Consider the following 12,495-nt stretch of genomic DNA (forward strand, 5'->3'; position numbering starts at 1 on the left):
TTCATATTGATTTGATAAAAGGTTTGCTGAACTTGTCTTCAGCAAACCTTTTTCTATAGATGCGAAGCACTATTTTGTTTGTCTAACCATTTTTTCCAGCTGTGCCTCGAGACGATCCAAGTTCTCTTCATTTGCCTTGTAGCAAAATTCTTTGATCTTTTTACATTCATCGGCTGATTCGAAGAGCATTCGCCAGGTCAACTCGGTTTTATCTTCCCTTTCCTCAAGGGTAACCGATAGCAGGAATACATGAACCGGCTCCAAATGGCGAAGAACGATCCGTTCAGGTTCCACAACCTCGATAAAGACACTCTTATTTTCATAATCTACCCCGTTTGGACCGTGCATCGTATAACGCCAAACACCATCTGGGCCTATATCGAATTCGTGGAACGTATTCGTAAAATCCTTCGGCCCCCACCATTGCGCAAGATGTTCCGGGTCAGTGAACGCTCGGAACATCCTTTCGCGTGATACATCGAAAATTCGTGTATTCACGATTTCCCGGTCTGAAATCTCCGCACGTTGCAGCTCTTCACCCAGATTGTCCAGCATGATCCTTGTTCCATGCTCACGAGAAGCTGCAGAATCATGGCCATCCAGAAACGCCCCCTGCTCGGTGTAGATCAGTTTTGTCCCTGATCCGGCAGGCTTGAACTCAACAGTTGATACTGATACGGAGATCCTCGTTTCTTCTTGATCCATCGTATAGGAGTAGACAATACGCTCATCCTGTACGATCTCTTGATATTGGGCTTTAAAAGTGTAGACCGGTCCCCCTGATGGCCCGCCATGGTTCGTCTCCACTCCACCAACCTGAAAATCGAATTCATCTGCCCCTGCAAACCATTTTGCTTTGAAAGCAGGATCTGACCATGCGGCAAAAACTTGTGCAGGTGGAGCATTATAATTTTTTTCAATGACAAAGGTGTCATGGGTTGCAAATCGTTCACTCATGATTGTTCCTCCTTTGGACCTGGATCTTTTACAAGGAAATCCTCCAAGCGATCCAAGTGGTTTTCCATATTTGTTTTTCGTCCAGTGAAATATTTTTCATGACTCTTTTTCATCATTCCGAACAGTTGCGTAAAATTTTCGACTGTCAACGGTTCCTTCATTTTCATGAGGTCTGACACATTTTGTAATTCCTTCAACAACTTCTGCTGGATCCTGATATTTTCTTTAAGCCGGTCGATTTGAAGGGAAACGGCTTTTGCTGGATCATAACTTTTATCAGAGAGAATCGTTTTGATCTCCTCAAGTGACAGCCCTAAATCTTTCAAGGATAAAATCTGCTGCAGATGTGATAAATCGGTTTCGTCATACAGCCTATATCCTGAATCTGAATAACAGGATGGCGAGAGCAAACCGATCTGATCATAATATCTTAGTGTTCGAACCGTTATACCCGTCAACTCTGCCAGTTCCCCTACTTTCCAAACTACGTTATCTCCAATGATCATCCCCTCATTTCGCGCGCTGGATTTACCGGTGATTCAACTATAAACCATTACGTCACGTAAGGCTCAAGCCATATTTTTTCTGGTAAAAAAGGAATCGCGTCTATATTGGAGAATAGACTTTAATACCAAAAAACGATGGAAGGAGTGATGACTAATGTTCTATAAAAAAATCTGTACCAATGCTGATTATAAAATAACGAGTGAGGGTCATTCTTCCTGATCATGTCATTGATCCTCACAATACCAGGAGGATGAAAATGAATTATCAATCCGTTATAAAAAAACATTTAAAAGCTATACAACAGAAGGATCTAGCGTCCTTTTCAAGGACATTATCCAAAATCGTAGATGTCAGCGTCGTCATGCCAAACGGACATTTTGTTGAGGGATATGAAAAAGTGATCGATTTCCATAAAGATTGGTTTCAAGATCCTGACTGGACCTTTCAATACACCATGGTGAGAGAAGAAATATCCAGAGATATGGGGTATAGCGTAGTGAAAGTCAATTATGATGACCGGGACCAGAACGGCGAACCCTACAACAAACAGTATTATCTGACATTAGTATTTCGCAAAATGACTGACTCATGGTATTTGGTACATGATCAAAATACCTTTATGAATTAAAAGGCGGGGCGGAACAACAATTACAGTTGTTTCTGCCCCTTCTAAATATACTTGTACATCAAAACATCATCTACATATTCATTTTCACTGAACTTGAATTCCTTTACTTTCCGCCCTTCTTCGACAAATCCCATACTTTTGTATATTGCGATTGCCCGGTGATTCGTCGAAAATACGCCTAAACTGACTTTTTCGATCAATGGATTGTTCTCTGCCCAGGTAATCATCTCTTGTAACAACAACCTCCCAATCCCTCTGTTTCTGTACTGTTCTTCAATCATGATTCCGAAAGAGCCAGTATGGGACAACCTTTTTCGTTCTTGTGAGATAAACACGATCCATCCAACCACTTTTCCATCTACTTCTGCTACGATCATGGTATCCCTATCGTTCTTTAAAACCTTTTCAATCCACTCCCGCTGTTGCTCAGCCGTCCTATCGAACTCTTCCGGAATGTTGATAAAATATTCCCCTTCTCCAATCACGTCACGTTGAATCGTCAAAACTTCCATCGCATCTTCTACACGGACGGTACGGAGGGTAGCGTTATCATTCTGTTTTACGGCCATGAATTCACCCCAACATTAATGTGACTGCTTTAAAAAGTTCTCCACTTTCCGTACTAACCCTTCTTTTTGTGATGTTTGCTTTTTCAAAATAAAAAGGTTCATTTTCCGATTAAATCGATTAAAATAGAAGTACCAATAAACGAGGAGGTCTTTTACATGAGAAACATGAAAAGTCGGAAAGTCCAATTATATAAGGGAGGAACACTCACGTAATTTGTGTACCCCCTTATATGTGTTTTGCGAATGAACACTAAAAGGGGTAAAACATGCAATTTCCAATCAAAAAATTTTTATCTTATTATAAGCCATACCAGGCAATGTTCTTAACCGTTTTAGGCTGTGCATTCTTTACATCCACTCTCGTCCTCGTGTTTCCTTTGCTCGTGCGATACGTAACGAAGGAGTTGCTGGCAAGCGACCTCTCCACCGTTTTGGAAGAGGTGTACTCGATCGGCGCACTTATGCTCATCCTGGTTGCAATCCAGAACATCGGAAACTATATTGTCGATTACAAAGGACACGAAATTGGAGCGCGGATGGAAAGGGACTTGAGAAGCGAGCTGTTTACGCATATGCAGAAACTTTCCTTCAGCTTTTATGACAAGGAAAAGACCGGTCAGTTGATGTCCCGGATCACCAATGACTTACTGCTCCTTTCAGAACTGTATCATCACGGTCCGGAAGACTACACCAAGTACTTGGTCCGTTTCATCGGTGGATTCGTCATCCTGTTTTTCATCAATGCGCCATTGACGATTACCGTTTTTTGCTTCTTATTTGTCCTTGTTGTAGCGTCCGTGTACTACAATAAGCTGTTGAACACAGCCTTAAGAAGGAATAAAGAACGGATTGCAGATGTAAACGCACAGGTTGAGGATAGTCTTGGCGGGATCCGTGTCGTAAAATCGTTCGCCAATGAAGGAATCGAGATCGGTAAGTTCAATCAAGAAAATGATCGTTTCCTTGAAAGTCGTAAAAAAACCTATCGGACAGAAGCTGTTTTCTACAATATTGCAGAGACACTCATCCAGTTGATCACTGTCACGGTAGTAATCATCGGCAGTACAAGTATCATCAATCAAAAACTGGATTTGGCTGATCTGATCACCTTTCTGCTGTATATTGGTTTCATGGTCGAGCCGATCCAACGTCTGACACATATGAGCACACAGTTTCAAGAAGGGATCACCGGTTTCCAACGCTTTATGGAAATCATGAATCTGAAGCCGGCGATCGAGAACAGTGAAAGTCCTATCATTCTTGAGGAGGCAAATGGTGATATTAAGTTCCAACAGGTCACTTACCGCTATGATGATCATTTGGACAATGTCCTGGGAAACCTCTCACTGCATGTCCAACCTGGAGAGTATGTGGCATTAGTCGGTCCGTCGGGTGTCGGGAAAACGACGTTATGCTCGTTGATCCCGCGATTTTATGATGTGACAGATGGAGAAGTGCTGCTTGATGGAGTGAATGTGAAGGATATTGAGTTGTCTTCTTTAAGGAAAAACATCGGCATCGTCCAGCAGGATGTGTATCTATTCACAGGCACAGTAATGGAAAACATCCGTTACGGGAAACCAAACGCGAAAGACGAAGAAATCATAATGGCTGCAAAACACGCCAATGCCCATGATTTCATTATTAGTTTGCCGAACGGTTACCACTCAGAGATTGGCCAAAGAGGCGTCAGACTTTCTGGAGGTCAGAAACAACGACTCAGTATTGCCCGCGTCTTCTTGAAAAATCCGCCAGTTCTTATTTTAGATGAAGCAACAAGCGCACTCGATAATGAGAGTGAGAGCATTGTGAAGGAATCACTGGAAGTATTGGCAAAAGGCCGTACGACACTTGTTATCGCCCACCGACTTTCCACGATTCGTAATGCACAGCGGATCATCGTTCTGACTAAAGACGGGATCGCTGAACAAGGCACCCACGATGAATTGATCGAACGTAGTGGAACATATGCACAGCTCTACTCTAAGCAATTTGAATATCAGGTATAAAATTCGGCTGCTTACCTACTTGCACAAGGTGAGCAGCCTCTTGTTCATCGAGTTATCCGAAACATAGGAAATGGGGCTTCCCATTCAATTCAGGTTTATTTAGTTATTTCGCAGCACACTTAATGCATCGCTCCAGGCAATTACCTGGTCGATCATCGCATCCACTGAAGTCACCTGATGAGAGGCAGGTTTGAAATCACTAAAGTTTTCAAAATCGGTAAAGAGCGAAAGTCGAACTTGAGCCTTTACGTCAGCAACCTGAAGTTCACCCATGATCGTCCTGAGATTCTCAACGGCACTGATTGCTCCTGCAGCCCCATACCCTACAAAACCAGCAGCCTTATTGGTCCATTCATTATATAGAAAATCGATTGCGTTCTTAAGTGCAGCGGAAGTAGCATGGTTATACTCAGGTGTCACGAAGATATAACCATCGAAGGAAGCGATTTTCCTGGACCATTTCTTTGTATGCGGCTTTGTGTATTGACCTAAAGCCGGAGACATTGGTTCATCCAGCAACGGAAGATCATAGTCCGCAATATCGACAATCTCAAACTCAGCATCCGTACGCTGCTCCGCAATACTGTACACCCAGCGGGCGACTGCTTCACCGTTTCGTCCTGGTCTTGTGCTCCCGATAATGATTGCTATTTTTTGCATAATGTATTCCTCCCTGAAATCATTTGAATTTTTTTAAAGATCATTTTGTGATTGTTCTTTTACATTACAATCATGATTCACTTTTCATTGACTGTCTGATCTTCCCCGACAATTTTAGAACGAATGATTATTCCTCTGTTGAACTGGATGACGTAAAGAGACAGGATGGCTACATGCAGAACAGCGAGAATGAGAAAGATATTGCTGTATATTGCACCGTCCGAGTAGTGATGTACCGGATTCCAATGGCCTGCAGACCCCAGATCCACCATCTTCCCGTATACCCCTGTAGCCATTCCACCTCCAATAAAATTCAACATCGTTAAAAGCCCCATCCCCACTCCAGCCTGTTTTTTCGATAAGGTCATTGATACTGAATTGGACATCGCGATCATCATGAACGTTTGCCCAACATTACCAAGTATCAGAAAGATCGCTATGAGCACGGGTGACACCCCTGTAAAGGTGGATAGTAAAACAAAACATGATACAAGTAACATGGAGGCTATGAAAAACAAATACGAATTGCCTTTCAAGTCTGCCAGTCTTCCCCCGCTTCGCCCCAGGATGGCTGAGGCTGCTGCCCCTGGAACAAGGGCAAAACCAATCCAGCTGGGTGGGAGCTGATGGATATCTGCCAAAAGTAATGGGCTAAGGTAATAAAGGGAAAAACCGATTCCGCTTATCAGAAAAGTGATGATCAGCCCAATGGTATAGTTCTTAATACTGAAAAGACCAGGTTGTATGAAGGGCTCTTGGACAGAACGTATCCGTACAATGAAAAGTACGAGAGACAACAATCCTCCAATAACGAACAACCATGCTCCAACCGTAACGCCCAGTAACAGTAGAGTCACTGAAGCAGCCAGCAGTCCTCCTCCCATCCAGTCAAGTTTTGTATGATTCCCACGCTCATCTCCCAAATATTTTTGGTAGAAAGGCAACGTAATCAAGATGAACAACGGTATGCAGAATAACCATCGCCAATGAACAACACTTAATATCAAAGCAGACATGACCGGACCAAGTGCACTACCGAGGGCCAGCCCGACGAATGCCAGCCCCATGGCAGATCCACGTCGTTCAGGTGGGAAATAGCGGATGGGAATAAGCATAGCTGTTGCAGGGATTGCTGCTGCTCCCATTGCCTGCATACACCTCCCGACAAGGACCATCCAAAAGGTCTGGGAAGTGAGCCCGATCAGTGAACCTACCGCAAAAAGTAACAATCCGAATGTCAGAAGATCCTTAAGCTTGTAATGGTCTGCGAGTTTCCCATAAATGATCGTCCCAATACCGTAAATCAAGGCATACGATGATGTAACCCAGCTTACTTGGGCATTCGTGAGACCAAACTCTTCACTTATTTGCGGGAGCACGAAATTGAACATCAACACGCTCATCGCCGAGAGGACAAGAGTGAACATCACGATCCTCATCAATTTCTCTCCAGTTTGTTGCTGGACATCTAACTCCATATTCATTCTCCTTTCTTTTATAAATCCAATTTGCACCATCACCCCCTTGATTACACCAAACAATGTCTGTCATTACTTACTGACATAATCGTCCAAAAAATGTACTAGGGTCTTAATGCCCTAGTAAAGATCGAAACACTCGCTTCAATGAAGGATTCGATAGGAGTACCAGCGAATATTGGATCATTGTTCATCCTGCCCATCGCCGCACCAAAATTCATGTACAAAAAAGCTTTGGCGTTGCTTTCAAAATCTGTTTCAATGATCTTTTCCTTTTTATACATTTCTTCAAAGTATCCAGTTAAGAATTCTTTTAACTGTTGAGGATGTTGGTGTGTTCGTTCACGAAATCCTGGGAGGCTATCGCCTACCTTAGTGCTTATTTTAATCAATTTCCGATTCTGATACATGATCCTGTGGTAGCTGCGGCAAACCATCAGCAAGTCCTTTTCAAGATCCCATTCGATTTTTTTGAGAAACAGGTCTTTCATTTCTTCAGCATAATGATAACGATTAAAGGCGGATTCTAATAAGTTCTGTTTGCTTTGGAAGTGACGAAACAATGTTTTTTCACTAAATCCTGCCCTAGTCGCGATTTCTTGCGTTGACACTCCATTGTAGCCGTGTTCAGCCATTAGATCGATAGCTGCCATCATAATCTTTTCAGAAGTATCCAATTTCTTATTACCATTCATAGCATTACCCTCACCTAGAAATGTCAGTTATTACTGACATAACTGTATGACATCTTATTCATAATGTCAACAAAAAGTACCCGTGTTTTTTAAAAAAATTATCCGGGTTTTAAACAAGACACATAACCATCAATCCTGCTTCGGCAATTTATGATGATAGGTCCGTCACGAACTCAAGCATTAATTCATCTATAAGAAGTTCAAAACTGAGGTTAAATCACCAAATTGACTGGCAATCCTCTCAATTCACTCAACTGCCCAAAATTTGAAATAGTCCATATAAAACGGCAATGGCAGGACCTACGATGCAGATCCCTACCAACAGGGATTTGACTATATCGATAAGGATCGATGGCTGCTTCACTTCATTATTTTTTTCAGTAAGTTTTTGTAACGATTGATTGATGCTTTTCAGTTCATCTAATATTTCTTTTTCTAAATTTCTTTCCAATTATAAAATCCCATTTTTCTAAGTAGACTGTAGAATCTTCATTACATATATGATTGTAAACCCGATCATTCTTTTATTCATCATGTCATCACCTATGAATTCTTCATTATGTAAAATAAGGAAAGTAATAAACGACTGTCGCAATGCCGCTTATCAAAAGGTAAATGATGGTTCCGAGGATAAAAGGATTGAATGTGAGTGTGAATGGTTTGATTTCACCAGTTGTTACACCTGTGGTCCCTTTCAAACTAGCATTCACAGTATTGTTGGATATACTCCCATTAAGCATTGTCATCCAAATGATGATAAAAAGAAGCAATCCGCATAAAAAGATTGATTCGATGAAGCTCCATCCTACTATCTTTGAAAACGCATACGATAAACCTGTGTTAAACATGATCGTCGCGATAACCAATAACCATTTCATCTGACCACCCCTTGTAAAAACTGTTGATATGTTATTTACGGGAAGAATTGAAAAAAGTTCCGTGATTTTCATTAATATTCCTTGACAAGAATATTCCGTATAGAGTATATTTATGACATGGAGAAAATATTGAGTGCGCTTGCCGAACCTAACCGCTTTCAGATCGTCGAACTTCTACGTGATGAACCTTATACTGTCGGGGAAATCGCAGACCAACTTCGGCTTCGCCAGCCTCAAGTATCCAAACATCTCCGAGTTCTCAGTGAGGCAGGACTTGTAGAGGTGCAGCCAATCGCAAACAAACGTATTTACAAGCTACGTCAACAGCCATTTTTACAACTTGATGATTGGCTGGAATCATTTCAGAATGTCTGGGATGAGCGTTTTGACAGGTTGGATGAGTATTTGGAGGAACTGAAAGGTAAACAGAAGGAACATGGCGAATAAGGGCATGAGGTCATGCTTTTACGAGAGGAGGATCGTTGGTTTTCGTATTTGATTGATATTTTAAATTAGGAGGTTTTAAAATGTCTGAAAGTAAAGTAACCAACAGTGTTAAAACAAACGTAGAAGGACGGAACCTGATTATTGAAAGAATCTTTGATGCACCGTGTGAACTCGTTTTCAAAGCCTTTTCGGAAAAGGAACATTTGGAGAATTGGTGGGGGCCAAAGGGCTGGAAGACTACGGTTCACCAATTCGAATTCAAGCCTGGTGGTGTGTGGCATTATTGCATGCTTTGTGAAGATAAAAACCAGGGAGACTTTTACGGCATGGAATCCTGGGGGTTAGCCGTCTATAAAGAAATCGTTGAGTCTGAAAAAATCGTCTACACCGATGCGTTCTCGGATGCAGAGGGCAATAAAGCGGATGGGATGCCCGAGACTCTCATAACGATGACTTTCCTCGATCATGATGGAAAGACGAAACTGATCAGCAGTACTGAGTTTGCTACCGAAGAAGCCCTTAAGCAAGTCAAGGACATGGGTGTAGTCGAGGGAGTCACTTCCCAATACGAACGATTCGACGAATATCTTAAACAACTCCAGTAAAGCCAAGGCTTGGTCATACGCTGATCATAGCTTTGCGTTTACGGAAGAAAGTATTCGGGAAAAGGAAACAACGAGCTTGAACTTCAAGCTCGTTGTTTTTTTATTTGACTACATAGCTTCCTTTTGTGTATGAATCATAAATCGGCACTGAAATTATTGTGGTCTGAGCACGTTGTTTTGAGTGGTTCACCCTCGATATAATTTTCTTAACAGATGAAATAGTCAAACAAATTCTTCGTTTACTTACCCTGAGCTGCAGGGAAAAATCAATATAAGGAGGTGTGGTGATCTTGGAAGCCATAAGCAGGCGCTTTTTCTTGTATCTCTCTAACAATAAAGTCCTGGATCGACTAGCCAAACGTTGGGGATCAAGATTTGGGGCTGACAAGATTATAGGGGGGGAAAACTTCTCTCAGGCAATTCCATTGATTACTCAATTGAACCAGGATGGATTCCGGGTTACAGTCGATCATCTTGGTGAGTTCGTCAATTCCGTTGAGGTTGCACGAGAACATGCTCAGGAATGCATCCAACGTATACGAGCGATCGGTTATCATCAATTGAACACTGAAATCTCTGTAAAACTGACATCCTTAGGATTGGATATCAGTAATGACCTTGTGATGGAGCATATGGAATTGATTCTATCCGCGGCGAAGGAGAGTGGAATCACAGTAACCATCGATATGGAAGATTCCTCTAGATGCCATGCCATCCTTGAGATTTTTAAAACACTTCGGCGGAAGTACGAAAATTTGGGGACGGTGATCCAATCCTACCTGTTTCGATCTGAGAAGGATATGGATGATCTTCAACAATTTTCTCCCTATTTAAGGCTTGTAAAGGGAGCATATAAGGAATCTGGTAAAGTCGCATTCCTGGACAAACAAATGGTGGATGAGAATTTGAAACATCTCATCAAAAAGAATCTCTTGAACGGTCATTATACAGCTGTAGCAAGCCATGATGATGCGATGATCGATTACACTATCAAATTAGTTGAAGAACACAAAATCCCGAATGACCGTTTCGAGTTTCAAATGCTTTATGGAATGAGGAACCAATTGCAGTCTGATCTTATGGAAAAAGGGTATACTGTCCGTATTTATCTGCCTTACGGGGAGGATTGGTATGGGTACTTCATGAGACGTCTTGCGGAAAGGCCTGCAAATGTTGCGTTTGCTTTGAAAGGAATCTTTAGCAAGTAAATTTTATTGAAAAAATTCATAAGTCTTATCATCGATAAATAGTAATGACAAGTAGAAATCCGTATTCGTAAGAGGAAAAAAGCGCAAGAATAGAAAGATTATGTTACAATTTGTCGATATAAGCTAATTATATTTATATAGAAAGGAATGTGAAAGAATGAGTAACGGAATGTTCAAAATCCCAACACCTAAAAATGAGCCTGGCAATACCTATGCTCCAGGTACAAAAGAAAGGGAAACATTAAAGGCAGAATTAAAGCGCCAATCTGATAACGTAGTCGATATCCCTGTGATTATTAATGGAGAAAATATTAAGACAGATACAGTGAAGCAAGTGGCTATGCCGCATGATCATCAACATGTTTTGGCAAACTTTTCGCAAGCTGGAGAAAAAGAGTTGCGTGATGCTGTAGAAGCGGCATTGGCTGCAAAAGAATCATGGGCAAATATGCCATGGGAACACCGTGCATCCATTTTCTTAAAAGCTGCTGATTTAATCTCTGGTCCATACCGTGACGTAATGAATGCTGCTACGATGTTAGGACAATCCAAAACAGCTTTTCAAACTGAAATTGATGCTGCACAAGAATTAGCAGATTTCTTACGCTTTGGCGTTGATTATGCTAATCAAATTTATCAAATTCAACCGGAGAATGTGAAGAATATTTGGAATCGCTTAGAATACCGTCCATTAGATGGTTTTGTATTAGCAATTTCTCCATTTAACTTCACAGCAATTGGTGGGAACTTACCATCAGCTCCTGCAATAATGGGGAACGTAGTCGTTTGGAAACCAGCAACTACTGCTATACTATCAAACTACTACTTCATGCGTATTTTAGAAGAAGCAGGATTGCCAAAAGGCGTAATCAACTTCGTGCCTTCTCGTGGTTCACAAGTATCGGAAGTAGTGTTAACAGACCCTCGTATGTCTGGATTCCATTTTACTGGATCAACTAGTACGTTCCAAACAATTTGGAAAACAGTAGGAGAAAACATTACAAACTATAAATCATATCCTCGTTTGGTTGGGGAAACTGGTGGAAAAGACTTTGTATTTGCTCACGAAACTGCACAAGCAGATAAAGTAGCAGCTGCCCTTGTTCGTGGTGCGTTTGAATACCAAGGTCAAAAATGTTCAGCAGCCTCTCGTGCTTACATCCCTGCAAGCATGTGGGAAGAAGTGAAGGCTGGGGTAGTAGAAGAAACTGCTAAGCTTAAAGTAGGGGATATCCAAGACTTTACAAACTTCATGGGTGCTGTAATTGATAAAGCAGCTTTTGATTCAATCACAAGCTACATCGACTATGCTGCCGCTTCTGAAGAAGCAGAAATCATTGCTGGTGGTACTTATGATGATTCTGTTGGATATTTCGTTCAACCGACAATCATTGTGACAACAAATCCAAACTTCAAAACAATGGTAGAAGAAATTTTTGGACCAGTATTAACGATTTATGTATATGAAAATGACAAATTAGAAGAAACATTGACTGCAGTAGATACAGCGTCTATGTATGCATTAACAGGCGCGATCTTTGCACAAGATCGTGAAGCAATTATGCACTTAGAACGCCGCTTATCTGGTGCAGCTGGAAACTTCTATATCAATGATAAACCAACTGGTGCGGTAATTAATCAACAACCATTTGGCGGTTCTCGTGGTTCTGGCACAAACGATAAAGCAGGTTCTGTATTTAACATGATTCGTTGGACAAGTCCTCGTATTATCAAAGAAAACTTTGCTCCAACGACAGAAATTGCATATCCATTTATGGATGAGGAATAATTTAAAATGTAAAAAAGAGGTTGAAATGTTTTGTTTCAACCTCTTTTTTTTATAGATTTGTCCAT

14 protein-coding genes are annotated in these 12,495 nt (G+C 41.4%); 6 read left to right on the top strand and 8 right to left on the bottom strand.

The window, feature by feature from the left end:
- Nucleotides 1-69: 69 nt before the first annotated feature.
- Together L1611_RS20800 and L1611_RS08660 are read right to left on the bottom strand one after the other, a co-directional pair.
- A complete protein-coding gene (locus L1611_RS20800) occupies nt 70-957 on the bottom strand; it encodes an SRPBCC family protein (protein ID WP_322972529.1) in 888 nt (295 codons plus the stop codon).
- Nucleotides 954-1,463, bottom strand: coding sequence for a MerR family transcriptional regulator (locus L1611_RS08660; RefSeq protein ID WP_236312669.1), 510 nt, complete (start codon nt 1,461-1,463; stop codon nt 954-956). Before L1611_RS08660 ends, L1611_RS20800 begins: the two co-directional genes overlap by 4 nt.
- Before the next feature lie 257 nt (nt 1,464-1,720).
- Between L1611_RS08660 and L1611_RS08665 the strand changes: the two genes are divergently transcribed.
- On the top strand, nt 1,721-2,092 hold the full coding sequence (locus tag L1611_RS08665) for a YybH family protein (protein WP_236312670.1): 372 nt from the start codon (nt 1,721-1,723) through the stop codon (nt 2,090-2,092).
- Between the two features lie 41 nt (nt 2,093-2,133).
- Here the strand turns inward: L1611_RS08665 and L1611_RS08670 are convergent, their stop codons facing one another.
- Nucleotides 2,134-2,661, bottom strand: coding sequence for a GNAT family N-acetyltransferase (locus L1611_RS08670; protein ID WP_236312671.1), 528 nt, complete (start codon nt 2,659-2,661; stop codon nt 2,134-2,136).
- 266 nt (nt 2,662-2,927) lie between these two features.
- On the opposite strand from L1611_RS08670, the gene L1611_RS08675 reads away from it, so the two are divergent.
- Entirely contained in the window at nt 2,928-4,670 is a 1,743-nt protein-coding gene (locus L1611_RS08675) for an ABC transporter ATP-binding protein (protein WP_236312672.1), read from the top strand.
- Between the two features lie 99 nt (nt 4,671-4,769).
- On the opposite strand, the gene L1611_RS08680 is transcribed toward L1611_RS08675, so the two are convergent.
- The 5 genes from L1611_RS08680 to L1611_RS08700 all read right to left on the bottom strand — a co-directional run bounded on the left by L1611_RS08680 (nt 4,770) and on the right by L1611_RS08700 (nt 8,381).
- Nucleotides 4,770-5,330: an NADPH-dependent FMN reductase gene (locus tag L1611_RS08680; RefSeq protein WP_236312673.1), complete on the bottom strand. Its 561-nt coding sequence runs from the start codon at nt 5,328-5,330 to the stop codon at nt 4,770-4,772.
- A 77-nt stretch (nt 5,331-5,407) separates the two neighbouring features.
- The gene (locus L1611_RS08685) at nt 5,408-6,808 is read right to left on the bottom strand and encodes an MFS transporter (protein WP_236312674.1); all 1,401 of its coding nucleotides are present in this window, start codon (nt 6,806-6,808) and stop codon (nt 5,408-5,410) included.
- Between the two features lie 104 nt (nt 6,809-6,912).
- A complete protein-coding gene (locus tag L1611_RS08690; RefSeq protein ID WP_236312675.1) occupies nt 6,913-7,503 on the bottom strand; it encodes a TetR/AcrR family transcriptional regulator in 591 nt (196 codons plus the stop codon).
- A gap of 250 nt (nt 7,504-7,753) precedes the next feature.
- Nucleotides 7,754-7,954, bottom strand: a complete 201-nt coding sequence (locus tag L1611_RS08695; RefSeq protein ID WP_236312676.1) for a hypothetical protein — start codon at nt 7,952-7,954, stop codon at nt 7,754-7,756.
- 106 nt (nt 7,955-8,060) lie between these two features.
- Nucleotides 8,061-8,381, bottom strand: a complete 321-nt coding sequence (locus L1611_RS08700; protein ID WP_236312677.1) for a hypothetical protein — start codon at nt 8,379-8,381, stop codon at nt 8,061-8,063.
- 117 nt (nt 8,382-8,498) lie between these two features.
- Between L1611_RS08700 and L1611_RS08705 the strand changes: the two genes are divergently transcribed.
- The 4 genes from L1611_RS08705 (at nt 8,499) to pruA (ending at nt 12,430) form a co-directional block, all read left to right on the top strand.
- Nucleotides 8,499-8,828: an ArsR/SmtB family transcription factor gene (locus L1611_RS08705; protein WP_236312678.1), complete on the top strand. Its 330-nt coding sequence runs from the start codon at nt 8,499-8,501 to the stop codon at nt 8,826-8,828.
- A gap of 80 nt (nt 8,829-8,908) precedes the next feature.
- A complete protein-coding gene (locus tag L1611_RS08710) occupies nt 8,909-9,433 on the top strand; it encodes an SRPBCC domain-containing protein (RefSeq protein WP_236312679.1) in 525 nt (174 codons plus the stop codon).
- Between the two features lie 290 nt (nt 9,434-9,723).
- Nucleotides 9,724-10,641: a proline dehydrogenase family protein gene (locus tag L1611_RS08715; RefSeq protein ID WP_236312680.1), complete on the top strand. Its 918-nt coding sequence runs from the start codon at nt 9,724-9,726 to the stop codon at nt 10,639-10,641.
- 157 nt (nt 10,642-10,798) lie between these two features.
- Nucleotides 10,799-12,430 carry an L-glutamate gamma-semialdehyde dehydrogenase gene (gene pruA / locus L1611_RS08720; protein WP_236312681.1) on the top strand — a complete coding sequence of 544 codons (1,632 nt, stop codon included), beginning with the start codon at nt 10,799-10,801 and terminating at the stop codon, nt 12,428-12,430.
- Nucleotides 12,431-12,495: the final 65 nt, after the last annotated feature.

Source organism: Pseudalkalibacillus salsuginis (genome assembly GCF_021646685.1).
In the GTDB taxonomy this organism is placed as follows: domain Bacteria; phylum Bacillota; class Bacilli; order Bacillales; family Fictibacillaceae; genus Pseudalkalibacillus; species Pseudalkalibacillus salsuginis.